Raw genomic sequence first — 24,258 nt, forward strand, 5'->3', positions numbered from 1 at the left:
CCACGCCCGACGCGGCGGGCACTCCGGGCACTCCGGGTGCTCGTACGACGGCAGGACGGAGGCCGGGAGCGCGGGTCCGGTCGGACCAGCGCCCGCACGGCACCCGCTGTCACACGGCGAGCGGGCCCACGGAGTCGAGGAAGGCGCTCTCCTCGGCGGTCAGCGGAGGCCCGGTCAACGGCTCCATGACGGGGCCCTTCAACGTGGCCATCAGCAGCTCGGTGTGCAGCAGACTGCTCGTGTCGGCCTGGAGCGTCGCGACCTTGCACTTGGCCGCGGACACGGAGTACGAGGTGGTCGCCACACGTGCCATCCGGCCCATGTACTGGCTGAGGAGCCGGTCCGCGAGGCTCGGAGCCCTGCCGACGACCTCCGGGAACCACTGGTCCTGGGACGTGCTCATCGTGTAGGCGGCCGAGACGGACTTGGCGGCCGCCCGCTGGACGTCGCGGGCGAAGCCCGGGGCGGTGACGTCGGTCTGCCGCAGCTGCCGGCTCAGCGCCTGGGCACCCAGGGCCGCGACGGACATGCCCTGCGCGTACACGGGGTTGAAGGTGGCGACGGCGTCCCCGAGCACGATCAGGCCCTCGGGCATCACGGCCTTCTCGAAGTCACGGCGTCTGTTGCGGGTGCTGCGGCTGAGGAACACCTCGCCGAGCGGCTCGGCGACGGAGACGAGCCGGCCGATGAGAGAGTGGCGCAGGCGGAGGGCGAAGTCGGTGAAGTACTCGGGGTCGGCGGTGGGTTCGCCGCCGCGGGTGCCCGCGAGCGTGACCAGCCAGCGGCCGTCCTCGATCGGCACCAGAGTCCCCGAGCGCCCCGGCCGGGAATCCGTCGGGTCCGCCTCGACCTGGGTCAGCGGGAAGTCCTCCGCGCCCCACGGGACGCGGAAGACCCGGCTGGCGCAGACGAGCCCCGAGTCGACCTCGTCGGTGGGTATGTCCGTCACGCCGAGCCCCTCGAGCCAGTGCTCGACACGTGAACCCCGTCCGCTCGCGTCGACGACGAGATCGGCGCGCAGTTCCTCCTCGAGGCCTTCGGAGAGGACCCGTACACCGGTGACGCGTTCCGCCGTTCCCACCAGGGACAGTGCCTCGGCACGGCGGACGACGACGGGAGTGGTGCTCAGGACCGCGTCACGCAGGGTCCAGTCGAGCAGGTCACGGCTGCAGCAGGTGAGCAGGAGGTCGTCGGTCACGGTCGGCCAGCGTCGCTGCCAGCCCTGCGGGCCAAAACCCAGTATGTCGGTCATGGGCTGCTCGCGCGCTCCCGCGGCGAGCAGGCGCCGGTGCACGTTCGCCACCGGAAGCAGTTCCTGGATGGCGTCACGTCCGCTGGGCAGCAGGACGTGGGCGTGCCGTGCCTGGGGGATCCGCTTGCGCGGGGACGGTCTGTCGGGCAGTTCCTCGCGCTCCAGGACGATCACTTCGTCCATGGACCGGAAGAGGGCCGCGGCGGCGAGCATGCCGGCCACGCTCCCGCCGATGACGACAGCGCGGCGCGACATGATTCCCCCAGTTGTCATTGGTGATCGGCATCACTTTACGGTTGTAGGCGCAGGTGTCCAGAGGTGATCAAAAAGTGAGCGGATTCTGTCCGCGGGGTCGAGCGCGGGCGTCCCCCGGGACAGCCCCGCCCTGGTCGGACGGCCTCGGACGAGCCCTATCGCCCGGCGTCCTTCTTCACGGCCCGGAGAATCACGAACTTGGCGTCACCCGCGACCAGTTCACTGTTGCCGAAGAGGCGGCGCAGCTTCAGGTGGTAGCCGAGATGGCGATTCCCGATCACCCACAGCTCGCCACCCGGCCGCAGCGCGCGCCGGGCGTCCGAGAACATCCGCCAGGCGGTCGTGTCCGTCATCGCCTGGTGGGAGTGGAACGGGGGATTGTTCAGGACGAGGTCGACACTCCCGGAAGGCACTCCCTCCAGCCCGTCAGCGACGAGGAACTCGGCCTTTCCGTCAGCGTTCGCCCGGTACGTCGCCTCCGCCGAGGCCACCGCCTGGAACGACTCGTCGGCGAACAGCACCTCGGCCTCGGGATTGGCGAGCGCCATGGCCGTACCGACCACGCCGTTGCCGCAGCCCAGGTCCACGACCCGCTCGGCGCCCCGGCTGCGCGGCAGATGCCCGAGGAAGAAGCGGGTGCCGATGTCGAGGCGGTCGGCGCAGAAGACTCCCGCGTGGTTGACGACCGTACGGCCGGAGACCGGGCCGACGTCGTCGGGCAGCAGATAGCTGTACGGCCAGGGGTTGGCCCTCCGGGCGATCCCCTGGAGCGGGGTGCAGAAGATCAGGCGGGCCTTCTTCTCGGCCAGCGACGTGCGGGTCGGACCGAGGATCCGCTCGAAGAGGTGCAGCGTCGAGGTGTGGATCTCCTTGACCATCCCCGTGCCGATCACCACCGTTCCCTCGTGCACGCCGGGTGCCAGCCGGTGCAGCTGGTCCTCCAGCAGGGCGAGACTCTTCGGCACCCGTACGAGCAGCACGTCGATCCGCCCGGGAGGCGGGTCCAGCGTCGTGAGGAGCCGGACCGAGGACTCCTCGGCACCGGCCCGCGCCAGATTGGAGCGGGTCGCCTCCCGCGCCAGGTGGGAGTCGGTGATCTGCGTCGGCCGTCGCTCGGACAGCGCCGTGGTGAGGGCGCCCCAGCGGTCGCCGACGATCACGACCGAACCCGTCAGCGGGGTGCCGCTCTCCGCGAGGTGCCGCAGCAGATAGGTGTCGGCGGCGTCCCAGGCCCGCAGCCGGTCGCGCGGGTCCTCGGGGAAGCGGGCGAGTTCGTACTCGCCCCAGGGTGTCGTCATCCGGTCGTTCATCGTGGGTCAAGGCTATGCGACCCGGGGTGCCTGAGGTGCGCGAGGATGGGGGCATGTCGATGGACGCGGAGCTGTTCCCGCGCGGCAGGACGGAGATCGCGCCGGGCGCCGTGCACCTTCCGGACTGGCTGGACGCCCGAAGCCAGCGCCTGATGGTGGAGGCCTGCCGCGGCTGGGCCCGGCCCCCTGCGGGCCTGCGCACGGTCCGTACGCCCGGCGGAGGCACGATGACCGCACGCCAGGTCTGCCTGGGCCGGCACTGGTACCCGTACGGCTACGCGAGGACGGTGGTCGACGGTGACGGTTCGCCGGTGAAGCCCTTCCCCGACCGGCTCGGCGACCTGGCCCGCGAGGCGGTCACGGACACCCTGGGCGTCGACGCCCTCGGCTCGGATCCGTCCGCCGTGTACGACATCGCGCTGATCAATTTCTACGACGCCGAAGCCCGTATGGGCATGCACCGCGACAGCGACGAATCGTGCGACGCCCCGGTCGTGTCGCTGAGCCTGGGCGACACCTGTGTCTTCCGGTTCGGCAACACGGAGTCCCGGACACGGCCGTACACCGACATCGAGCTGCGCAGCGGCGACCTCTTCGTGTTCGGCGGCCCGTCACGGCTCGCGTACCACGGAGTGCCGAAGGTGCACGCGGGCACGGCGCCCCCCGAGTTGGGACTGACCGGGCGGTTGAACCTCACGCTCCGCGCCGGCGGCTTCCCGCCGGAGCCCACGCGATAGGGCCTGTCCGGCGATTCCCGTCCGCCGTGCGACGGGCGACGGGCGAATCGTCCGGGGGCCACGGGCGGCGGCCGCCGTCACGGTCGCGCGGCGGCGGCCGCGACCGGACGGGCCCCGCGGGAGCGGATCATGGGAGACTCGCCCTCATGAACGGCAAGGCGGGCCCCCGGACGGCGGGGGATGGCAGCACGCGGACACGGCTCGACCGGGGGCGCGGAGCGCTCGGACCGGCGCTGGAACTTGTGCACACCGGGCGCGCGCCGACGCGTGCCGTGCTCACCGCCGAACTGGGAGTCACCCGGGCGACCGCGGGCGCGGTGGCCGCGGAGCTGGAGGCGTTGGGGCTCATCCGCGTCGACGCGCGGCCCGGTGCCGCCGCGGGTTCGCAGGGGCGGCCCTCGCACCGGCTGGAGGTCGCCGACGACGGGCCCGTCGCGCTGGCCGCGCAGGTGCACGCCGACGGGTTCCGGGCCGCCCTGGTCGGCCTCGGCGGCCGGATCGTCGCGACCGCGCCCGGTTGCGAGACCGTCGACGCCGATCCGGCGAAGGTGCTCGGCTCGGTCGTCGACGCGGGCGCCGAACTGCTCCGCGAGACCGGGCGCCGCTGTGTGGGCGCAGGGCTCGCCGTACCGTCGGCCGTCACCGAACCCGAAGGGCTCGCGCTCAATCCGCTGCACCTGGCCTGGCCCGCCGGGGCCCCCGTCCGGGAGATCTTCGCGGAGCGGGTGCGCGCGGCCGGGATCGAGGGGCCGGCGTTCGCCGCCAACGACGTCAACCTCGCCGCCCTCGCCGAGCACCGGCACGGAGCGGGGCGAGGCGCCCGCGACCTGCTGTGCGTGGCCACCGGACACCGTGGCGTCGGCGGTGCCCTGGTGCTCGACGGGCGTCTGCACACCGGCAGTTCGGGGCTCGCCCTCGAAGTCGGCCACCTCACCGTCAATCCCGAGGGCCGCCCCTGCCACTGCGGAAGCCGCGGCTGTCTCGACGTCGAGGCCGACCCGCTGGCCTTCCTCACCGCGGCCGGCCGGGCCCCCGGCCCCGAGGTGTCGCTGCTCCAGCAGTCCAACGAGCTGATCCGCGACGAGAGCCACGATCCGTCCGTCCGTACGGCCATCGAGGCGCTGATCGACCGCCTCGGCCTCGGCCTGGCGGGTCTCATCAGCATCCTCAACCCGGACCGCATCATCCTCGGCGGACTGCACCGCGCCCTGCTGGACGCCGACCCGGACCGGCTGCGCGCCGTCGTCGCCGACCGCAGCCTGTGGGGACGCAGCGGCGGGGTACCGATCCTCGCCTGCACCCTGGACCACAACAGCCTGGTCGGAGCGGCCGAGTTGGCCTGGCAGCCGGTCCTGGACGATCCGCTGAAGGCGCTGCCCGTCTGACCCTCGGGAGCACCGGGGGACGGCGAGGCCGCGGCCGGCGGTACGGCAGCCCCGGGCCGCCGCCGAACGAGCGAGCCGCTGCGGGAAGCAGCCCGGGGCGCCCGGCGTACTCCCGCGGAGGTAGGCGCACGGCCGCTGGCCGTACGACGACTTGACCCCCCTGCCGGGGCGAGTCTCGAGACATCACCAAGAGATCCCGCGCAGACGCGTGGTTCCACCGAGGAGATGACTCGAGATGCAGACCCTGGCGAACTGGGACGGCGGCCCCGGCCCGTGGATCCTGTTCTTCCCGCTGATCTGGGCGGCCGTCGTGATCGGCGTCGTGACCGTGCTGCGGCGCACCGCCTGGCGCGGACGCCGCGGCCCCTGGCGGGCGACGGGCGGCTTCGGCCCCGGCGGGTCCCTGCCGGTGGGTGACTCGCCGATCGCCGTGCTCGGCCGCCGCTTCGCCTCCGGAGAGATCGACGAGGACGAGTACTGGCGCCGGCTGTCCGTCCTGGACGAGCAGTTCGGACGTACGGGCAAGGGCGGTGCGGCATGACCACCGCGACCGCCCGCCCGGACGCGGCACGTGTCGTCGACGCCGTGAAGGTCTACGGCAGCGGCGACACCGCCGTCCGGGCCCTCGACGGGGTGAGTGTGGGCTTTCCGGCCGGCCGCTTCACCGCGATCATGGGACCCTCTGGCTCGGGCAAGTCCACCCTCATGCACTGCGCGGCCGGTCTCGACACCCTCACCTCGGGAGCCGCGTACATCGGCGGCACCGAGCTCGGCACCCTCGACGACCGCCGTCTGACCCTGCTGCGCCGGGACCGCATCGGCTTCGTCTTCCAGGCGTTCAACCTGATTCCGACGCTCACGGTCGCCGAGAACATCGCCCTGCCCATGGACCTCGCCGGGACCAAGGGCTCCCGCGCCTGGACCGACGCCCTCGTCGACGTCGTCGGTCTGCGCGACCGGCTCCACCACCGGCCGAGCGAACTGTCCGGCGGACAGCAGCAACGCGTCGCCGTGGCACGGGCGTTCGCCGGAGAACCCGACGTCGTCTTCGCCGACGAACCCACCGGCAACCTCGACTCCCGCTCCGGCCAGGAAGTCCTCGGCCTCCTCGGCCGGGCGGTGCGCCGGATGGACCGTACGGTCGTCATGGTCACCCACGACCCGGTCGCCGCCGCGCACGCCGACGAGGTGGTCTTCCTCGCCGACGGACGCCTCGTGGACCGGATGGAGAACCCGACGGCCGACAAGGTCCTCGACCGCATGAAGGCCTTCGACAGCAAAGGCGCGGCCGTATGAACGCCGCACTGCGCCTCAGCCTGTCGTCGCTGCGCGGCCACGGACGCCGCTTCGCCGGGACGTTCTTCGCCGTGTTCCTCGGCGTCGCCTTCCTGGCCGGCACCCTCGTCATGGGCGACACCCTGCGCGCCGGGTTCGACACGATGTTCGGCGACGCGACCAAGGGCACCGACGCCGTCGTCCGCAGCGCCGGCGTCATCACCACCCCGGGGGAGAGCCAGGGCGTCCGCGCGCCCGTCGGCACCGATCTGGTCAGGACGATCGAGCACGTCCCGGGAGTCGCGGCCGCGGCGCCCGACATCCAGGGCGCGGGCCAGCTCGTCGGCTCCGACCGGAAACCCGTCGGCGGACAGGGCCCGCCCACCCTCGCGGGCAACTGGATCGACGACCCGAAGCTCAACGCGTACCGGCTCGCCGAAGGCCGCGCCCCCTCCGAGTCCGGTGAGGTCGTCGTCAACCGGGGGGCCGCCGAGAAGGGCCACCTGAAGATCGGCGACACGACGGTCCTGCGCACGCCCGACCCCGTCCGGGTCACGATCGTGGGCCTCGCGACCTTCGGCGGCGAGGACGGCATGGCCCAGGTGACCTTCACCGGGATGACCCAGGCCGACGCGGAGAAGTACCTGACCGCGAGGCCCGGCGAGGCCGCCGGCATCCGGGTGCGGGCCGGTCCCGGGGTCGGTCAGGACGAGCTCGTCTCCGCTCTGGCTCCCGTACTCCCGAAGGGGGTCGAGGCCATCACGGGACAGGAGTCCGCGCGGGAGAACACCGACATGATCTCCAGTCAGTTCCTCACCCTCTTCACCACGCTCCTGCTCGTCTTCTCCGGCATCGCGCTCCTGGTGGCGACCTTCTCCATCCACAACACCTTCGCGATCGTCGTCGCCCAGCGCACCCGTGAGAACGCGCTGCTGCGCGCCCTCGGCGCCTCGCGCAGGCAGGTCACGGCGTCGACCCTGGCCGAGGCGAGCGTCGTCGCCGTGGCCGCCTCGGCGGTGGGGATCGCCGGTGGCATCGGGATCGCGGCCGGACTCCAGGCCCTCTTCCCGGCCATCGGATTCCCCTTCCCCGAGGGGGGCCTGGTGATCAGCGGCCTGTCCATGCTGCTGCCCCTGGGTGTCGGCGTCGTCGTCTGTCTCGGCTCGGCCCTGCTGCCCGCCGTCCGTGCGGGACGCACCGCTCCGCTCGCCGCCCTGCGGGAGACCGCGGTCGACGAGTCCGGTGCCTCGCGGGTACGGGCGACGGCGGGCGGGGGACTGGTCGCCCTGGCGGTGGGCGTCACCCTGACCGGTGTCCTGCTGACCCCGTCGCTGTGGCTCGCCGGACTCGGCGCCGTACTGGCCCTCGCCGCCTTCGTCGTCCTCGGTCCGGTCGCGTCCTCGGCCGCCGTACGGGTCCTCGGCGCGCCCCTCGACAGGCTGCGCGGCGTCACCGGCGGGCTCGCCCGGCGCAACGCGCTGCGCAGTCCCAGGCGGACCGCCGCCACCGCGGGCGCCCTGATGATCGGCGTCGCCGTCGTCTCGCTGTTCACGGTCTTCGGCGCCTCGCTCAAGGCCACCATGGACCAGACGGTCTCGCGTTCCTTCGCCGGTGACGTCGCCGTCAGCACACCGTCGTTCGGAGCGGGCGGCAGCGGTCTCAGCCCGAAACTGGCCCCGGCCCTCGCGCGTCAGCCGGCGGTCGAGTACGCCGTGGGACTGGGCAAGGGGGTCGCCGAGGTCAACGGGCAGGGCCGTGCGCTGACGGTCACCGACCCGGTCACGCTCGGCAAGGTCTTCGACCTCGGCCGCATACAGGGCTCCCTGAACGGCCTCGGCACCGACGGCATCGCCATCACCCGTACGGAGGCCGACAAGCAGCACCTGGTGACCGGCGACACGGCCCGGCTCGCCTTCACCGACGGGCAGAAGGCCGACTTCACCGTCCGTGCCGTCTACGGCCGGTCGGAACTGGCGGGCGACTACGTCATCACCCGCGCCGCCTGGGCCCCGCACCGCACCCAGGACGCCGACACGGTCGTCGCCGTCTCGTTCGAGGACGGCGTGAGCCCGGCGGAGGGCAAGGCCGCGGTGGAGACGGTCGCCGAGCGGTACGGCAACCCCGAGGTGCAGACCCGGGACGAGTACGCGCGGTCCTCGGCGGCCGGCATCGACATGATGCTGACCCTGGTCTACGCCCTGCTCGCCCTCGCGGTGCTCATCGCGCTGCTCGGCATCGCCAACACCCTCACGCTCGCGGTCCACGAGCGCACCCGGGAACTCGGTCTGCTGCGGGCCGTCGGACAGACCCGGGCGCAGCTGCGCGCCATGGTCCGCTGGGAGTCGGTCCTCGTCGCCGCCTTCGGCACGGCGGGCGGGCTCGCCCTCGGCGCCTTCCTCGGCTGGGTGCTGGTCGAGGCCTCCGACGGAGCGTCGGACAGCGCCTTCGCCTTCGCGGTCCCGCCGTTGCGTCTCGCGGTGGTGGCGCTGGTGGGTCTCGCGGCCGGGGCCCTCGCGGGACTGCGTCCGGCACGGCGGGCGGCCCGCCTCGACGTGCTGCGGGCCATCGCCACGGAGTGAGCCACCCGGTGCCGTACGACGCCGGTGAACAAGCGGCGTACGGGCGGGGGGTCACCGCCCGGTCAGCCGGCAACGGCCGACCGGGCGGGAGCGTGTTCCGGCCTGAGCACGTCGACGGTGTGCCGGAGCGTGACCTCGGCGGTGGTCTCGTACGGCGGACGCAACGAAGCCGTCACCACGGGGGTGGACGCCGGAAGTGTGAACCACACGACCTTGCCCGACTCGCCGTCGGGGCGCACACCCCAGCTCTCGCTGACCGCCGCGACCATGGCGAGGCCGCGTCCGCAGGTGGAGCCGGGGTCGGCTTCGCGTATCACGGGAAGCCGGGGGTCGTGGTCGTGCACCGAGACCGTGAGCCGGTCGAGCAGCAGCTCGATCTCCACGGTGCAGAGTTTGTCCGGCTGGGCGTGCCGGTGGACATTCGACAACAGCTCGGTCACGCCGAGCGCGGCCCGGTCTATCAAGGGGTCCAGATGCCAGTAACGCAACTGTGCAGAGACGATTCTGCGGACCTGGCCGATCCGCGACGGCAGGGCTTGGAGCTCCACCGTGCAATGCCTGCTTGGCTGGCTGATCACGGCTGCGACTCCCCGAATTGAGGTCCGGAAGAAGGCGGAGATCGGATCCAGCAGAGTGGCTGAGTTGAACGGCCGCCTGCTGTGACGACCGGCGGGCTGGTTCGCAGCGTTATCGCCGGTGAACCCAGAGTGATGTGACATCAGAGTGACTCAGGGGCCACGGTCCCGCAACTCGCGGTGCTTCAGGACGAGGGGCCGGAACGGTCGGCGCACCTCAGCGGCTGCGTCCCGCCGCCTTGCGGACCGCCTCGATGAAGCGGCGCGCCGACGGGGGCCCCGGCCGGCCGGGTGCCGGATCGTGCTCGCCGAGCGTGAGCGAGTAACGCGTGCCGTTGACATCCGCCAACGCCCGGTCCTCGTGAGCGAACCAGGGTTTGGAGGCGCGCACCGCCTGCACCGGCGCGCTGTCGATCTCGCTGCCGTAGCTGGTGAGCAGTTCCAGCCTGCCGCCGCTGATCCGGACCTGTCCGGCCCGGGTGAGCGAACGCAGCCTCTTCCCGATCCGCACGCCCGTGGCCGTGAACTCCGGCTCCGCCATGATGCTCCGCCCCCTTGTGCGCTCCGGCTGTGCCCTGTCGTGACCCAGTGTGCATCCACGTCGGGGGCGACCGCCCCGCGCGGTGCAGTCTGCCCGCAGGTCGCGCCGAGCACCAGTGCGTATGGCGAGGTGGTGGGGGTGACGGGAGCAAAGGCCGGGATGCGCCCCCTGGAGCCGGGTTCCCTGATCCCCGGATCCGGATTCCCGGCGTCCCCCCAGGGGCGGCTTTGGGCCGCTCAAAGGTGTGTTTATGCAGGTGAGGAGCGTGCGGAAGGTGCTTATGATCGAGGTGTCCGACCAGTTGAAGCGGTGTCGGCGCCACACGTCAGGAGCCTTCCCGTGAGCACTCCCCAGCCGATCCGGACCGGTGAGACCCTCGATGTCGACCGCAGCGACCCGGAGTACCGGAGCTGGCTCAAAGAAGCCGTGCGAAAAGTCCAAGCGGATGCGAACCGCTCGGCGGACACCCATCTGCTGCGCTTCCCGCTCCCCGAGGAGTGGGGTGTCGACCTGTACCTGAAGGACGAGTCGACCCACCCCACGGGCAGCCTCAAGCACCGTCTGGCCCGCTCGCTCTTCCTGTACGGCCTGTGCAACGGCTGGATCCGCCCCGGCCGCCCGGTGATCGAGGCGTCCAGCGGCTCGACGGCCGTGTCCGAGGCCTATTTCGCGGGCCTCGTCGGTGTGCCCTTCATCGCGGTCATGCCGCGCACGACGAGTGCCGAGAAATGCCGGCTGATCGAGTTCCACGGCGGGCAGTGCCACTTCGTGGACGACTCGCGCAAGATCTACGCCGAGTCCCTCGCCCTCGCGGCCGAGACCGGCGGTCATTACATGGACCAGTTCACCTATGCGGAAAGGGCCACGGACTGGCGCGGGAACAACAACATCGCCGAATCCATTTTCCGCCAACTGGCCCTTGAGCGGTTCCCGGAACCCGCGTGGATCGTCGCCACGGCCGGCACCGGCGGCACCTCGGCGACCCTCGCCCGCTACGTCCACTACATGCAGGCGGACACCCGCATCTGTGTCGCCGACCCGGACAACTCCTGTTTCTTCGAGGGCTGGACCACCGGCGACGCGGACGTCACCTGCGACCGCGGCTCGCGCATCGAGGGCATCGGCAGACCGCGCGTCGAGCCGAGCTTCGTGCCCGGGGCGATCGACCGCATGATGAAGGTGCCTGACGCGGCGAGCGTCGCCGCCGTCCGCGCGCTGGAGCAGGTCATCGGCCGTAAGGCGGGCGGCTCGACCGGCACCGGCCTGTGGAGCGCCCTGAAGATCGTCGCCGAGATGGTGGCCGAGGGGCGCAGGGGGAGCGTGGTCACGCTGCTGTGCGACCCCGGCGACCGCTATCTCGACAAGTACTACTCGGACGCGTGGCTGGCCGAACAGGGCCTGGACATCGCGCCGTACATGACGGCGATCAACTCCCTGCTGGAGACGGGCGTCTGGCCGGCCTGACCCCGGACGGGTCCCTAGGGTCCGTCTTCAAACTGATCTTGCCCAGAGCAGGAATGACGCGAGACTGACCGCTGCCTCGTAGGAGGTGGCGGTTTTGTCGTACCTGGTGGCGATGCCGCGTGGCCGAATGGAGTCACCGGGCACGTCGACATCGCGAAAGGATCTCGAGCTGTCGCGCAACCGTTCTCCAGCCCAGCGGGTCCTACTTGGCGTCAGAACTTCTCGGCGGGATCCGGGGACTCTCGGAAGGGATCCAAGCCCGTGGGGTTCTGATACGGAGGGGGAAACCGAGGAGCCGGGTCGGACAGGTCGGTTCCTCGAAGTTCATGCCCCTGCGCGGGCCGCGCTCAGCCCTTGACCCCGGCTTCCTGTCTCCGCCTGGGCGACAGTGACGTGTCCGCAGTGACAGAGGGAAGAGGCAGCCGGTACCCGCGCAGTCCCCGTGACGGCGCGGCTCCGGGCTGCTCCTGCGCCTGCTGCCCTGGGACGCGGAGCCACAGGACCGACCGGCAGCTCGAGCAGGACGACTACCGAATCGGGGAGACCGTTCTTGCTGCGTATCCACTTCACGCCCGAAGACCTGACCCGCATCCAGGTGGCGAGCACACCCGACCCTCTGTGGGAGATCACCTTCAGCCTCCAGAGACTCCAGACCTCGCAGGGCCGCTGGGCCTACGCCGACTGGCACCGGAGCACCCGCGCCACACTCGCCGGGACCCGGCTCGGCGCCGCCGTGCGCCGGCTGCTCACCCCGGTGCTGCCCAGGGCCGCCTACCTGCCCGACTTCCTCACCCCGCCCGAGTCCGCGGACGGACTGGAGCGGGGGCTCACCGCGATCCTCGACACCCCTCCCGCCCGCGTCACCCACGAGATGGACCTGCTGGCCCGGATCAGCGGCGCCCCCGACTGGGTGCCCAGGCTGGCGGAACGCGACAGCCGGGACGAACTGGTCCGGGTCCTGCGGGCCTACCACGAAGCCGTCATCGCACCCCACTACGACCGCATGTGCGAGTCGCTCGTCGGCGAGCGCGGCCTGCTCGCCCGCTCGACCCTCGACAGCGGCGTCGGCAGGCTGCTCTCCGGCCTCTCGCCCGCCATGCGCTGGCTCCCACCAGTGCTGCACGTCGACTACATCGAGGACCGCGATCTGCGCCTCGACGGGCGCGGGCTGCGCTTGGTGCCCTCCTATTTCTGCTGGCAGTTACCGATGTCCCTGGCCGACGACACCTTGCGGCCGGTTCTGGCCTACCCCGTGCACGGCGCCCGGGTCCCCGAACCCGCCCGTCCAGATGTCGCCCTGCGTGCCCTGCTGGGCAGAACCCGGGCCACCGCGCTGCGCGCGCTCGCCCTCGGCGCGACGACCTCGGAGCTCGCCCGCACCCTGGGCGTGTCTCCCGCCACGGCCACGCACCACACGACAGTCCTGCGCGACGCCGGACTCATCACGAGCCGACGCGTGCAGAACACCGTCCTGCACATCCTCACTCCCCTCGGGGCGACGATGCTCCGCAGGCCCGCGCCGGGGCCCTTCGCGGCGACATCCGGTCAAGGGCAAGCACTTCCCCGACAGTCCAGGGCGGCATCCGCTGCCTCAGGGACCCCAGCCGTCGCCACAGCACCGCTGGAATAGGGCATTCCACCGCCTGGCACACCACTTTCGACCGTGCTCGAAGGTCGTGGTGCAAGCGGGACCCGCGATGCGACTGTTCCCGCGGCACCACTCGGGCCGGCGAACGCCGACAGCCCGACCACGACCGAATCAGGGGAGACAGACATGCTGAAGAGGCCTGGCATCAACCGGACCTTCGCAGCCGGAGCACTCGCGCTCGTCACCGCCGCGACCGGTGTGGCCCTCGCCCCCGTCGCGTCCGCCGCCCCGCAGGCCTGCGTCGGCTCGTCGCTGACCACCGGCTCACGCGATGGAGTCGGCACGATCCGCAACAAGTCCGCCAGCAGCACCTGCGGCGACCTCAACCTGACCTACTCCTACAACAGCACGTCCGCCATCTTCGACTACTACGCGGGCCGCCTGCGCCGCTCCAACGGCACCTGGTTCACCTGCTCCGCCGGGTACGTCTACGCCCAGGACGGCTACCACAGCATCGACGACGACGACTACTGGCTGTGCACCGACGTCGGCGACAACACCCCGTTCACCGTGGCGAGTTGGTACGGCGGCGGCGACACCGTCACGATCACCCACTGACCTCGCCCCGAGTTCCCGGGGTGCCGCCGGCGCACGACGGCCGGCGGCGCCCCGGGCCGGTCCCAGGAAGGACGGACGTGACCCGCAGGACCCTCGCGCGCACAGCCGCCGCTGCCGCCGCGCTGCTCACCGCCGCGTGCAGCACGGCCGTCGGCGCGCCCGGCGGGCAGCACCCCGCCCCGGAGGCACCCGGACGCCTCACCCACTCCCTGCCGGAGGACCCGGTACGCATGGCCCTGCCCGCGACCGGTGCCGAGACCCGGTGGACCCAGGGCCTGAACGTCTTCGGGCAACAGGTGGCCCGGACCGCCGCCGCCGAGTGCGCCCGCGAGAACGGATTCCACCTGACCGAGGAGGTCCCTCTCGCGTACATCCCGTTCGGTGACATGCCCGACCTCGACTTCCTCGGCCGGCACGGATTCGGGCGCAGCTCCGAGGTCCCCGCCGTCGCGACAGAGCCCGCCCCGGCCCGGACCGGCGGCCCCGCCGAGATCCGCCGCTGCCGCGCGGCGGGGACGACCGCCGCCGAACAGGTGACGAAGGTCTACCAGCCCCTGCAGCAAGCGTGGTTCGGTGCCCTGGCCACCGCTGCGAAACGGGACTCCGCCGCAGCCCGGGCCCTGCGCGACCTGCCCGGCTGCCTCACCGAACAGGGCTACGCCGTCGCTGACCAGAAGGCCTTCTTCGCGCTCGCCGACCGCCGCCTGATGAACGCCCCCGCCGCCGACCTCTCCCGCGTGAACAGCGGACTCGGCCACGCCTACGCGACCTGCATGCGCCCCGTCGAGGCCATCCGCGAACCGGCCCGCCGACAGCTGCGGGAACGCTTCCTCACCGACCACGCCGAGGAGATCCGTAACCTGCGCTCCGCCCTCGTCCCGGCCCTCCACCACGCCGAGAAGCGCTACGGCGTGCCCCTCGCCTTCCCGGCACCCTGACCCGGGGCGCCCGCCCGCCCCAGCACCGGAGCGGCCGACAGCTCCGGAGCGTGTCCCCTCCCAACCCAGGCGGCCAGGCGTGCGGGCCGTCGGCGGGCCGGATGAGCATTCCGCTGCGCGGGCGCGTGGGAATGCGGCTCACCCCTTGAAGACAGCCCGGCAATCAGAGCTACTGCAACGGTTCTTGTCCTGATTGCTGGGCAGCTTTCACGGGCTGCGGCCCCGTTGTCTGTAGTGGCTGAGGCGGGCCTGGTGTTGCCACCTGCGGCGTCATGTCGACCAGTGCATGATGGGGTCGACCGGGGTGGGCGGCGGTCGGTGAGGCGGGGGGCAGTCGTCGGATCTCGGCGAGGCTGTAGGGGATGAGTGGGGAGGATCCGTTTCTGCTTTGTCGGTGTCCAGCTGGCGGGCGCGCAGGACGGTCAGGCAGGCGTGGGCGGCCATGGCGAGGGTCATGTGGCGGTGCCGGCCGGGGTAGCGGCGGACCTGGTAGTCGTCCAGGCCGCATTCCTGCTTCGCGCTCTGGAAGCACTCCTCGACCGCCCACCTGCTGCTCGCCATACGGATCAACTCGGCGAGTGTGGTGTCGGCGGGGCAGTAGGCGATGTAGTAGGAGATCTCCTCGGGCCGGCTGACGCTGCGGCGGGCGAGAACCCAGTGCCGACGGTTCTCACGGTGCCGGGGACGGACCTCGACGCGGGCCCAGTCGTAGATCCGCCGACCGTGGGCGCCGGCGCCGCAGGAACGGCGTTTCCACTTCTGCCGCCGCAGACCGGGGAACAGGTCATGGACGGGATGGTCGAGTGCCCAGCGGGTGACGACGGTGTCGTGCCTCGTGGTGGCCATGACGTGGAAGACGTCCGCCTGCTCGAGTTCGAACGGCCAGCCCTTGCTGAAGCTGTGAGCGGCGTCCGTCGTCACCCACTTGAACGGGATCTTCTCAGCGATGGCCTTCCGGACCATCGCCTTGGCCATGGCCACTTTCGTCTCGAAGGCGACCGTGTCGTCGATGCCGGCCCGACGGCATCGTTCCCGGTCGTCCGTCCAGGATGTGGGCAGATACAAGCGGCGGTCGATCAAGGGTCTGGCCCCGGCCGGTGGCATAGGCGAGGAAGACACCGACCTGGCAGTTCTCGGTGCGTCCGGCGGTGCCGAAGTACTGGCGCTGCACCCTGGCCGAACGCACGCCCCTCTTCAGGAAGCCGGTGTCGTCCACGACCAGGACCGCCTCGGGATCACCGAGGCTCTCGACCACGTAGCCACGCACGTCATCGAGAACTTCATCGGCGTCCCACTCGATCCGGTTCAGCATCCGCTGGATACGGTCCGGCCGGTCGTGACCGGCTTCCTCGGCCAGCGTCCACCGTGATCGACCGGACAGGCCCAGTGCGCCCTCGTCGCGCTCCGGAGCAAGGAGCACCCGTCCCGCTACCGGGCCTTCCAGTTCGCATTGTCGGGGATCGTCTTCTCGGGCACGCGGACCTGGACGATGGACGGACCGGTCGAGTTCCCCAGCGCATCCGTCACGGCGTCCTCCAGCTCGCCGTACGTGCCGACTTCCCAGCCCCGGCAACCGAAGACCTGTGCCAGCATGCTGTAGTTCCACCGGTGCAGTTCGCAGGGCTTGTAGAACGGTTCGTCGGAGTGGAACACCGCCGCGTCGGCGAGCCACTGCTCCACGGCGTAGACGCCGTTGTCGATGACGAAGATGATCGGATCGAGTCCCAGCCGGGTCTGGGTCGAGAGGCATTGGGCCGTCATCTGGAAGCCGCCGTCACCCGAGAAGACCATGACCCTTTGGTCGGGACCCTTCGCCAGGCAGATACCCGTCGCGGCCGGCGCGCTGTAGCCGATCGAGGAGTAGGACGACTGGACGATGAACCCTCCCGGGCCGGGCACGTCGAGCAGCAGGCTCCCGAAGTAGTTCATGCTCGCGTCGGCACCCACGATGGTGTTCCTGTCGACGTACTGCTGGATGTAGTCGTAGAACCCCTGGTACGTGATGACCTCGGCCTTTTCCACGGTCGGCGCGCTGCGAGCCGGGATTTCCGGCAGTTTCCGTTCCTTGGGCGCGATCTCCTCCGCCAGGATGCCGTCGATCAGGTGCTCCAGCGCGACCTGCCCGCCGAAATAGGTTCCGAACTTGACCGCGTCGAACGACGCGAACGCGGTCTTGGCGTAGTCCGGGTCCCAGCCCAAGGAGTTGATGTCCGTCAGCCACACCCCGAGCGCCAGGACGAAGTCGGACGTGTCGGCCAGATCCGTCACGACCTTCGACGACGCCTGGCCGTCGAGCACGCCGACGAACAGCGCGTCGTCCTCGGAGAGGACGGCCTTGCTGAGAAGTTCCGTGACGAACGGGACGTTGAGCTGCTGGATCAGACGCATGGCCTTGTCCTGAAGGCCGAGACGGTCGATCTCCACGCCGAGCCAGACGAGAGGGTTCTCGGCGCTTTCGAGCCGTGCGCGGATCCGGGCGACCGACTGTTCCAGGCTGGTCTCGTCCGACAGGACCCTGACCGGCTTCAGAACGCCTTCCGGCGGCTCGCACTCCAAGTCGACCATGTCCTGGAGCAGTTCGATGTAGATCGGGCGCCGTTCGCTGATGCACCGGGTCAGCGCGTAGTCGATCAGCGTCGGCGCGAGGTCCGGATTGTCGATCCGTACGGCTGCCACCGTCAGGTGCTCGAACGACTGGAGGTCCGTTTCCCGTCCGCTGATGAAGTGATGCGCGCTGAAGCCGGTCTGTTCGAAGGTGATGGTCTTCTTGACGCTCGGTGTTCCGTTGATGAGGACGAGGGGCACCTTCTCGACGTAGGCGCCGGCGACCGCGTTCACGGCGCACAGCGCGCCCGCGGAGTAGGTGACACAGAGTGCGCCGATTCCCCTCAGTCTCGCGTATCCGTCCGCCGCGTAACCGGCGTTCACCTCATTGACTTCCTCGATGATTTTCGTGCCGCTCGGCGCGACGTACCGGTTCAGCCATTCGATCGAGTAGTCTCCCGCGATGGCGAACAGGTGCTCCAGCCCCAGCTGGCGGAGCCGGTCCACCAAGTACTGTCCTACAGTGCAGCTCTCGGTCATGGTCGAGGCACCTCCGTGGTCAGTAGTCGCTCGCGCCGCCGAACAGTCGGGGCATGTAGATGTCGAAGATCCCGGGGCACCTGCGCTCCGGATACCGCTGCAGCATGAAGCTCTTGAAGGCGTCGCCTGTCAGCCCGTCACCGATCGCCTGCCGAGCGGCGGAGAGGTACTCGATGTTGCGGGCGACTTCGTTCTTGTCGGCCGGGAGACCGTGGCCCGGCAGGAACGACTCGTAGTCCGACAGCAGCATTTCGCGCAGTACCCGGATCCAGTGGTCCATGTGTTTCGTCAGGTACAGATGGGTGCCGCTGTAGACCAGGTCCTGAGTGAAGTACACGCCCAGATCAGGAAGCCTGATGGTGAGGTGGTAGTCGATCTCGGTGTCCGTCACCCGGTCGAAGACGTACCTGACCCCGTCGATCTTGTCTTCGCCGGCACTGGCCACTTGTTCCGGAACCACGATGCGCTCCGGGGCGAGGTCACCGAGTTTCCAGTGGTCGCTTCGCGAGTCCTCACCATGATCGTGGATGAACGTCATGGTCTCGGACAGCGCGTGGACCGTGACGTCGGCGAACGCGGTCCCGAGGCCGAACCAGTGGTCGGGGTGCCTGTGGGAGATGTACAGCCTTTCGATCGGCTTGCCCAGGCTGTCCGCGTACTCCCTGAAGGCTCTCGCGTAGGGGGAGAGGAACTGCGAGTCGACGAGAACGAGCTGGTTCTTGGTTTCGATGACATGCGTGGCGTTCGCGATGTTGCTGCCCGTGAAGGACGCGACGAAGGTGTGAATACGGACGTCGCCCGTCTGCTTCACGACCATGGTGATGGGATCCGACACCTGAACCGGCACGGGAGTCCCCTTTCCTCGGTTAGGCGGTCTTCTCTCGCAGCTCCTCCAGCGCGGCCCGCGCGACGTCGTAGGCGCTGTCCCTGCCGGGCACCGGGTCGTCCTCGCCGGGCCGCCAGAAACGCCGGCGTGCCATGCGCATGGAACTGTCGAAGGGCGGAATCGCGTTGAACACCTCGATCAGGTACGGCCCGCGGTACACCGGCTCGATCTCGCGCGAGAGGACGTCCCACGGGACCCAGCTGTCCTTCACCGCTCCCCGGTCGGGTGCGGAGATGTGGACGTAGTAGAGCCGGTCCTGCCGTGTCGCTCTCGCGACGTTCTCCTTGAGGACCGACGGACCCTGGCTCTCCATCACGACCTGCGCCGTGTCGATCGTCACGCCGCCCTGCGGGTGGTCGAGACCCTCGAGGAAGTCCAGCACCTCCGAGACCATGTTGGGCGGCGGCGTCTCCCAGCTCTTGACGGGCTCGACGGCGAGCCGCACCTCGCGCGCCGCGGCGTACTCCAGCAGCTCCTCGAAGACGGAACGCGCCGCGTCATAACGCGGCTTCATCCAGTCCTGCAGGGCGTCGCTCCAGATCGGCTCGTCGGTGTCCGTGACCGGAAAGACCCCGTAGGGGTAGATGAACGGCCCGGACATGATCGAGTCGCCGCCCAGGACGCGTGTGATGTCGACGCGTGACTTGAGGTAGGACAGGGCCTGCCCGCGCTGTTCCTCATAGGGAGAGGTCGGGTCGAAGGTGCGCGTGGTCCCGACGTTGGTGGTGAACTTCGCCTCCCCGAGCCCTGCCCGCTCGAACACCTTCTTGAGGCCCGCGTAACGGTCGACCTCGAGCTTGTGATCGACACTCGTGGGCTGAGCGGCGATGTGCACGTCGAAGCCGTCGTAGCCCATGTCGGTCAGGACCTTCAGGTGATCGACCAGTACCCGGCTGTATCCCGTGTCCTCCGGCCGCAGGTCAGCCGTGAACATGAAGAAGCTGAAGAAGACGTCTCGTCCGGGTTTCGTGTTCATGGTCACCAGCCCAGGATGTCGGCGAGGTAGGCACGGGCCTTCTTGGCGTACTCGAGCGGCACGGCCTTGTTCGGGTCCTGCTCCGCCTCCACGACCAGCCACCCCCGGTAGTGGGCGGCGGCCAGCGCTTCGAGGATGGGCCGGAAGTCGATCCCGCCGTCTCCGGGCACGGTGAAGACGCCGCGCTGGATGGCCTCCTGGAACGACAGGCCCTCCTCCCGCACCAGGCTCACGACCTCGGGCCGGACGCTCTTCAGGTGGACGTGGCCGATGCGGTCGGCGTAGGTCCGGGCCAGGTCCAGCGGATCGTCGCCGGCGAAGGCCATGTGGCCGGTGTCGAGCAGCAGATGGACCAGTTCCGGATCGGTCGAGGCCATCAGCCGGTCGACGTCGGCCCGGGTCATGACGCCGGTGCCCATGTGATGGTGATAGCTGAGCTTCAGCCCGGCCGAGGCGGCGATCCTGCCGAGCTCGTCCAGGCCCGAGGTCAAGGAGTCCCATTGGGAGTCGGTGAAGACGGGGCGGTTGGCGAACACGTCCACGGGAAGCAGGTGCGACGAGGAGCCGAACTCGGCCACGACCAGCTCGGTCCCGTCCAGGGCCTTGATATGGGCCAGTGTCTCCTCGAAGGCGGCGACCGTCTTCTCCCGCATCCTGCCGATCGTGAAGTACGTGCTCGTCCAGGGCTCGGACACACTCAGACCGCGGAGATCGAGGGCGGCCTTGAGCTCGTCGGCGTCCGAGGGGTACTTGTGCCCGATGCTGCAGCCCTGGAAGCCGGCGAGCGCCATGTCGCTCACGGCCTGGCCGAAGGAGATGCCGGCGTCGATGGCGGGGAAGTCGTCGTTCCACCACAGGGTGCAGCAGACGCCGAGCTTCACCCTGTCCGGGCTGAGACGGTGAAGGGTGTCCGTCATCTCGTCGCCCCTTTCAGGTAGCGCTCCGCGATGCGGGGCGGCTGAGCCCAGGAGCCGTATCCGGGTGCCTTGGCACCTGGGGGATTGGCCCCGATGGCCCGCCACAGCAGCCCCTCCTGGTACGCCGCGGCGGTGACCGTGGAGGTCTCCGCCGCCGGCCGGGCCCCGTAGCGGTCGGTCCACTCGGCGGGCAGCGCGTACCACGTCCCCGCGTACCAGAGCTTGATCACGTTGCGGGCCACCGGGCCGAGCCGTTCGTCGCCGAAGATCCGGTGGCGCAGCGCCCGGTCGAACAGGTCCCGGTCGAGCGGGCTCCGGGCATGGCTCCCGGCGTCTCCGGCCGCGTCGTCCCGGGCCGCCCTGTGGGCCTCCAGGAGGGCGGTGACGACCTCGTCGCCGCAAGCGGCCCGCACTTTCGCCAGGTACTTGTGGGCCATGCCGGTGCCGAGCAGATCGGTCTCCTCGAAGGCGGTGAGGTCGACCGACAGGAAGAGGAACTTCTCGAACGACGGGGCGGTCATCGCGTCACCGTCCGGGTTGTCCCGCCGGCACCGGGCAGGGCCTGCGGGTCGGGTCCGGCCGCGGCCGGAATCTCGAAGGTGGGACCGGCGTGCAGGCCGCCGCTGCCCGGCAGGGGGTTGCACACCAGCCGGTTGAACCCGTCGCGCAGGCGGAACATCTCGCAGACGCCCTCCCGCAAGAGGGCCGGCCGTCCGTTGAACGCCTCCGTGAGCAGGGCGAGGAAGGCCGCGTAGTCGGCGTTGAAGTCCCGGGCGACACGGGCGAGTTCCGATCCCGGCGGGTAGTCGGCCAGCCGGACGCTCACCTTCACCTTGTACACGTCGTCCCAGGAGATGCTCAGCGAAGGCCCCGTAGGCGCGTCGGGGTGGTCGCCCACCTGGTAGTAGCGCCCGAGCTGCAGTTGCCGGAACCGGTAGTAGTGGGCCAGCTCCCCCTCCTCGTCGTGGATGCCGGAGTCGAGGCCCTCGCCCTGGCCGGAGATGAAGCGGAGCGCCTGCTGCGCCGATTCCAGGTCGGAGACGACGGTCACCTCCCCGCCGCCGGAGTAGAAGTACTCGGGCCCGACCTGACGGGCCGGATCCCCGCGGAACAGCGCGGGATCGTTGACCGCCACCTTTTCGAGCCCATCGATGATCTCCGCATAGAACTCACCGATGCTGTAGAAGCGGACCTCCTCGGCCGTGGGGCTGGAGACCAGGAACCGGGCCCTGCTGTTCGATGTCCTCACCAGCCGCGAGTCGGCGCTGGGGGCCTTGCCCGGCCGCTCGATCATGCAGAAGGTCTCCACCGCCTCGGGGGAGAAGGGCCGCAGGTCGACGGTGAAGTCGTCCTCCCCGTCCGGCAGATGGGCCGGATAGGACGGCACGAAGCCGGGACGGGTCAGGTCGGGCTCCCCGCCGACGGCGTTCAGGACGTTGGCGACGAGGGTCAGGTGCAGCATCTCCTCCACCGCGGTCACCCGGATGATGTGGGCGGCGTCGGAGTTGGTGCTGGAGTGTATGGAGTAGTACGCGGTCAGGTACGGCGGGATGGTCGCGTGCTCGAGCGACATCGCCACGTTCAGATAGCTGAGCAGGTCGTCACGGTTCTCGATGGTGGGCGCGATCATGAGGCCGCCTCCCCCGAGGTCGGTGCCGCCTGGCGCCGGTCGAGGGCCACGTCGACCGGTGCGGTCTCGGAGTCGAGCTGGGCCAGCATGGCCCGGACGCTGCGCAGGCACAGGGCGGCGAGCGTGAGCGTCACGTTCGAGGTGCCCACGGTGGGCATGCTTCCCCCGCCGACCATGTAGAGGTTCTCGTGATCCCAGCACCGCTGATCCGCGTCGACCACCGAGGTCGACGGCTCGCGGCCCATCACGTGGGTGCCGGCGAGGTGGTTGCCCCCGCGGATCTCGTACCCCTCGCCGTCGTGGACGGCGTAGCCCCAGAAGTTCGGGTCGTACGCGGTATGGTCCTCGGCCCCCAGACGGGCGAAGATCCGCTTCGAGAGCTGCCGGGCGTACGCCACGCCCCGCATCGTGTACTCGGGGACGTTGTACGTGAGAACGGGCCGCATGTTTCCCAGCTTGTCCGTGAAGTCCGGGCTCACGGTGACCCGGTTGCCCGGGTCGGCGGGGACCTCGACCATGAACGCGAGCTGCAGCTGACGGGACACGCGGTCCACCAGGCCCTGGCGGAGGGATTCGCCGTAGCGGCCACCGGAGTCCACCAGGCCGATCAGGTCCGTCATCGGCGCACCCCGCGCCCAGCCCCAGCCGTCGTTGTGGATGTCGACGGTGAACGCCGCCTGGCGGCTGCGGAAGCTGCCCCCGCGCAGGTCGGCGATGCCGCCCGTGCAGATCGTGCCGCGGAAGGTGCCGGCCACCTCCGGCAGCAGCGCCCACGCGAGCAGATAGGCGTGGTCCATGAAGTTCCGCCCCATCAGGCCGCTCGAACCCCGCAGACCGGAGGCCAGCATCAGCCGGGGGTTCTCCACCGCGTTGGCGGCCAGGACGAACAGCCTGCCGCGGGCTCTCATCGTCGTGAAGCCGGGACTGTCGGGCCGGTCGTAGCGGCGGTACTCGATCTCGGTCACCCGGTGCGTGCGCTCGTCGACGTGCACCTTGTGGGCCACCGCCTGCGCCACCAGGTCGACCCGCCCGCTCTGGAGGGCCAGAGCCAGGGTCTTGCCGGCGTTGTACTTGGCCTGCACCGGGCAGATGGGCACGCAGTTGTTGTTGCCCTGGCACCGCTCGCCGACCTCGACCTGGTACGCGCTCACCGCCCCTCGCGGCACATAGCCCTGCCCGCCGTCGTAGGCCGGGTTCGGTATCCCGTTCCGGCCCTGGGGGAACGGCCGGACCCGCAGCTCTCTGTGCTCCCCGTCGAGTTCGACCGGCATCCCGTCCAGGTCCCTGGCGACCGTCCGGTCCAGGTAGGACAGGGGCAGCCCTTTCATGGGGAAGACGTAGTCCTTGTCGAAGGTGATCCCGAGGTAGGCCTGGTCCTCCACGTCGGCGGAGACGCCGATCTCGCGTTCGGCCTCGTTGTAGAACGGGGCGAGGTCCTCGTAGGCGAGCGGCCAGTCCGCCCCCTCGCCGTAGAGCGTCCGCATCCGGAAGTCCTCGGGCAGCATCCGCAGCGCCTTGCCCTCCCAGTGCATGGTGGTGCCGCCGAGGACCCGCGTGTAGGTGGTGTCGGTGGCGAAGGGCCCGCTCTGGACCAGGTAGGCCGAGGCGTCGGGCGCGCCCGGGGTGATGCGCCGTACGTCGGTGCCGCGGGGCATCGGGGCGTTGGCGACGGCCGGGTAGGGGGCCTGGTTGTCCTTGCTGACGGCCGAGTAGAACCGGTCGAGGTAGCGCTCGTAGCCCCTCAGGGTGAGGTCTTCGGCCGGGCCCGCTTCGAGCAGCAGCACCTTCTTGCCGGCTTCGCTCAGCCGCAGGGCGACAAGGGCGCCGGAAATCCCGCCGCCGACGATGACGGCGTCGTAGAGGACCTCGGCCGCCGCCCCGGGGTCGGTGCGGTTCGCCGCCCCCTTGGGAAACTTCGCGTACATGGGACAGTCACTCCTCCACTGCCAGGCGCAGCCGGGACCGGTGTGGCGGCCGGGGGTTCGAGTCGGTCGGCCGCGGTCACAAAGCCTCGGCCCGAACGTGCGTGGCGGGACACCTGGGAAACGTCGTCGGCGACCGAGGATCGCCGTGGACGCCGAGTGCGTCCATGGGCTGCCGCCACGGGTAGGTGTGGGGACTCTGCGCGAGCGAGCCGATGAACGGCGCAAGAGAGCGCAGATTGTTCATGGCAACTTCGATGGTCGAGCTGCGCGTTGGTGTCGCTGCTGCTGACGGGGCGCACAAGCCACTGTCGCGTCAGCAACGA

The 24,258-nt window shown here is 70.4% G+C and carries 20 protein-coding genes and 1 pseudogene; 9 read left to right on the plus strand and 12 right to left on the minus strand.

Annotation, left to right across the window (positions count from 1 at the left end; all coding sequences use genetic code 11):
* Positions 1-109: 109 nt before the first annotated feature.
* Both ACFYW9_RS08655 and ACFYW9_RS08660 read right to left on the minus strand, forming a co-directional pair.
* The gene (locus ACFYW9_RS08655; protein ID WP_351862732.1) at positions 110-1,507 is read right to left on the minus strand and encodes an FAD-dependent monooxygenase; all 1,398 of its coding nucleotides are present in this window, start codon (positions 1,505-1,507) and stop codon (positions 110-112) included.
* Between the two features lie 155 nt (positions 1,508-1,662).
* The gene (locus ACFYW9_RS08660) at positions 1,663-2,805 is read right to left on the minus strand and encodes a methyltransferase (protein WP_389146520.1); all 1,143 of its coding nucleotides are present in this window, start codon (positions 2,803-2,805) and stop codon (positions 1,663-1,665) included.
* Between the two features lie 71 nt (positions 2,806-2,876).
* Between ACFYW9_RS08660 and ACFYW9_RS08665 the strand changes: the two genes are divergently transcribed.
* The 5 genes from ACFYW9_RS08665 (at position 2,877) to ACFYW9_RS08685 (ending at position 8,793) form a co-directional block, all read left to right on the plus strand.
* Positions 2,877-3,554 (plus strand): alpha-ketoglutarate-dependent dioxygenase AlkB family protein, encoded by a 678-nt coding sequence (locus ACFYW9_RS08665; protein WP_389146757.1) that lies wholly within the window; start codon positions 2,877-2,879, stop codon positions 3,552-3,554.
* A 146-nt stretch (positions 3,555-3,700) separates the two neighbouring features.
* Positions 3,701-4,939, plus strand: coding sequence for an ROK family protein (locus tag ACFYW9_RS08670; protein WP_326789343.1), 1,239 nt, complete (start codon positions 3,701-3,703; stop codon positions 4,937-4,939).
* A 235-nt stretch (positions 4,940-5,174) separates the two neighbouring features.
* A complete protein-coding gene (locus ACFYW9_RS08675) occupies positions 5,175-5,480 on the plus strand; it encodes an SHOCT domain-containing protein (RefSeq protein WP_326789344.1) in 306 nt (101 codons plus the stop codon).
* The gene (locus ACFYW9_RS08680; RefSeq protein WP_389146525.1) at positions 5,477-6,235 is read left to right on the plus strand and encodes an ABC transporter ATP-binding protein; all 759 of its coding nucleotides are present in this window, start codon (positions 5,477-5,479) and stop codon (positions 6,233-6,235) included. Before ACFYW9_RS08675 ends, ACFYW9_RS08680 begins: the two co-directional genes overlap by 4 nt.
* Positions 6,232-8,793: an ABC transporter permease gene (locus ACFYW9_RS08685; protein ID WP_389146528.1), complete on the plus strand. Its 2,562-nt coding sequence runs from the start codon at positions 6,232-6,234 to the stop codon at positions 8,791-8,793. The genes ACFYW9_RS08680 and ACFYW9_RS08685 overlap by 4 nt, the downstream gene beginning before the upstream one ends.
* 62 nt (positions 8,794-8,855) lie before the next feature.
* Here the strand turns inward: ACFYW9_RS08685 and ACFYW9_RS08690 are convergent, their stop codons facing one another.
* On the minus strand, positions 8,856-9,371 hold the full coding sequence (locus ACFYW9_RS08690; RefSeq protein WP_351862736.1) for an ATP-binding protein: 516 nt from the start codon (positions 9,369-9,371) through the stop codon (positions 8,856-8,858).
* A 214-nt stretch (positions 9,372-9,585) separates the two neighbouring features.
* A complete protein-coding gene (locus tag ACFYW9_RS08695) occupies positions 9,586-9,909 on the minus strand; it encodes a hypothetical protein (protein ID WP_389146531.1) in 324 nt (107 codons plus the stop codon).
* 339 nt (positions 9,910-10,248) lie between these two features.
* Here ACFYW9_RS08695 and ACFYW9_RS08700 point away from each other — a divergent pair, with 339 nt between their 5' ends.
* The 4 genes from ACFYW9_RS08700 (at position 10,249) to ACFYW9_RS08715 (ending at position 14,517) form a co-directional block, all read left to right on the plus strand.
* Positions 10,249-11,373 (plus strand): PLP-dependent cysteine synthase family protein, encoded by a 1,125-nt coding sequence (locus ACFYW9_RS08700; RefSeq protein WP_351862737.1) that lies wholly within the window; start codon positions 10,249-10,251, stop codon positions 11,371-11,373.
* A gap of 550 nt (positions 11,374-11,923) precedes the next feature.
* Entirely contained in the window at positions 11,924-13,003 is a 1,080-nt protein-coding gene (locus ACFYW9_RS08705; RefSeq protein ID WP_351862741.1) for a winged helix-turn-helix domain-containing protein, read from the plus strand.
* 144 nt (positions 13,004-13,147) lie between these two features.
* The gene (locus ACFYW9_RS08710; RefSeq protein WP_351862742.1) at positions 13,148-13,579 is read left to right on the plus strand and encodes a hypothetical protein; all 432 of its coding nucleotides are present in this window, start codon (positions 13,148-13,150) and stop codon (positions 13,577-13,579) included.
* Positions 13,580-13,656: 77 nt separating this feature from the next.
* A complete protein-coding gene (locus ACFYW9_RS08715; RefSeq protein WP_389146536.1) occupies positions 13,657-14,517 on the plus strand; it encodes a hypothetical protein in 861 nt (286 codons plus the stop codon).
* A gap of 333 nt (positions 14,518-14,850) precedes the next feature.
* Here ACFYW9_RS08715 and ACFYW9_RS08720 read toward each other — a convergent pair.
* The 8 genes and pseudogenes from ACFYW9_RS08720 to ACFYW9_RS08755 form a co-directional block, all read right to left on the minus strand.
* A pseudogene (locus ACFYW9_RS08720) lies at positions 14,851-16,033 on the minus strand (IS701 family transposase); the annotation flags it as partial.
* On the minus strand, positions 15,946-17,601 hold the full coding sequence (locus tag ACFYW9_RS08725) for an alpha-keto acid decarboxylase family protein (RefSeq protein ID WP_389146539.1): 1,656 nt from the start codon (positions 17,599-17,601) through the stop codon (positions 15,946-15,948). The pseudogene ACFYW9_RS08720 and the gene ACFYW9_RS08725, both read right to left, overlap by 88 nt.
* A 19-nt stretch (positions 17,602-17,620) precedes the next feature.
* A complete protein-coding gene (locus tag ACFYW9_RS08730; protein WP_351862745.1) occupies positions 17,621-18,448 on the minus strand; it encodes an MBL fold metallo-hydrolase in 828 nt (275 codons plus the stop codon).
* 19 nt (positions 18,449-18,467) lie between these two features.
* On the minus strand, positions 18,468-19,463 hold the full coding sequence (locus ACFYW9_RS08735) for a sugar phosphate isomerase/epimerase family protein (RefSeq protein WP_389146760.1): 996 nt from the start codon (positions 19,461-19,463) through the stop codon (positions 18,468-18,470).
* Between the two features lie 2 nt (positions 19,464-19,465).
* Positions 19,466-20,380, minus strand: a complete 915-nt coding sequence (gene iolE / locus ACFYW9_RS08740) for a myo-inosose-2 dehydratase (RefSeq protein WP_389146544.1) — start codon at positions 20,378-20,380, stop codon at positions 19,466-19,468.
* Positions 20,377-20,901: a hypothetical protein gene (locus tag ACFYW9_RS08745; protein WP_351862747.1), complete on the minus strand. Its 525-nt coding sequence runs from the start codon at positions 20,899-20,901 to the stop codon at positions 20,377-20,379. The genes iolE and ACFYW9_RS08745 overlap by 4 nt, the downstream gene beginning before the upstream one ends.
* Positions 20,898-22,010, minus strand: a complete 1,113-nt coding sequence (locus ACFYW9_RS08750; protein WP_389146547.1) for a ferritin-like protein — start codon at positions 22,008-22,010, stop codon at positions 20,898-20,900. The genes ACFYW9_RS08745 and ACFYW9_RS08750 overlap by 4 nt, the downstream gene beginning before the upstream one ends.
* Positions 22,007-23,935, minus strand: a complete 1,929-nt coding sequence (locus ACFYW9_RS08755; RefSeq protein ID WP_389146550.1) for a GMC family oxidoreductase — start codon at positions 23,933-23,935, stop codon at positions 22,007-22,009. The genes ACFYW9_RS08750 and ACFYW9_RS08755 overlap by 4 nt, the downstream gene beginning before the upstream one ends.
* Between the last annotated feature and the right edge of the window lie 323 nt (positions 23,936-24,258).

The sequence above is a fragment of the Streptomyces sp. NPDC002698 genome, assembly GCF_042888945.1.
In the GTDB taxonomy this organism is placed as follows: domain Bacteria; phylum Actinomycetota; class Actinomycetes; order Streptomycetales; family Streptomycetaceae; genus Streptomyces.

What these genes read in the sequence shown, in the direction of transcription:
- ACFYW9_RS08750 (WP_389146547.1), bottom strand. Translation starts at nt 22,010, where the DNA reads ATGATCGCGCCCACCATCGAGAACCGTGACGACCTGCTCAGCTATCTG.
- ACFYW9_RS08745 (WP_351862747.1), bottom strand. Translation starts at nt 20,901, where the DNA reads ATGACCGCCCCGTCGTTCGAGAAGTTCCTCTTCCTGTCGGTCGACCTC.
- ACFYW9_RS08735 (WP_389146760.1), bottom strand. Translation starts at nt 19,463, where the DNA reads ATGAACACGAAACCCGGACGAGACGTCTTCTTCAGCTTCTTCATGTTC.
- ACFYW9_RS08755 (WP_389146550.1), bottom strand. Translation starts at nt 23,935, where the DNA reads ATGTACGCGAAGTTTCCCAAGGGGGCGGCGAACCGCACCGACCCCGGG.
- iolE (WP_389146544.1), bottom strand. Translation starts at nt 20,380, where the DNA reads ATGACGGACACCCTTCACCGTCTCAGCCCGGACAGGGTGAAGCTCGGC.
- ACFYW9_RS08660 (WP_389146520.1), bottom strand. Translation starts at nt 2,805, where the DNA reads ATGACGACACCCTGGGGCGAGTACGAACTCGCCCGCTTCCCCGAGGAC.
- ACFYW9_RS08680 (WP_389146525.1), top strand. Translation starts at nt 5,477, where the DNA reads ATGACCACCGCGACCGCCCGCCCGGACGCGGCACGTGTCGTCGACGCC.
- ACFYW9_RS08725 (WP_389146539.1), bottom strand. Translation starts at nt 17,601, where the DNA reads ATGACCGAGAGCTGCACTGTAGGACAGTACTTGGTGGACCGGCTCCGC.
- ACFYW9_RS08665 (WP_389146757.1), top strand. Translation starts at nt 2,877, where the DNA reads ATGGACGCGGAGCTGTTCCCGCGCGGCAGGACGGAGATCGCGCCGGGC.
- ACFYW9_RS08675 (WP_326789344.1), top strand. Translation starts at nt 5,175, where the DNA reads ATGCAGACCCTGGCGAACTGGGACGGCGGCCCCGGCCCGTGGATCCTG.
- ACFYW9_RS08685 (WP_389146528.1), top strand. Translation starts at nt 6,232, where the DNA reads ATGAACGCCGCACTGCGCCTCAGCCTGTCGTCGCTGCGCGGCCACGGA.
- ACFYW9_RS08670 (WP_326789343.1), top strand. Translation starts at nt 3,701, where the DNA reads ATGAACGGCAAGGCGGGCCCCCGGACGGCGGGGGATGGCAGCACGCGG.
- ACFYW9_RS08710 (WP_351862742.1), top strand. Translation starts at nt 13,148, where the DNA reads ATGCTGAAGAGGCCTGGCATCAACCGGACCTTCGCAGCCGGAGCACTC.
- ACFYW9_RS08655 (WP_351862732.1), bottom strand. Translation starts at nt 1,507, where the DNA reads ATGTCGCGCCGCGCTGTCGTCATCGGCGGGAGCGTGGCCGGCATGCTC.
- ACFYW9_RS08695 (WP_389146531.1), bottom strand. Translation starts at nt 9,909, where the DNA reads ATGGCGGAGCCGGAGTTCACGGCCACGGGCGTGCGGATCGGGAAGAGG.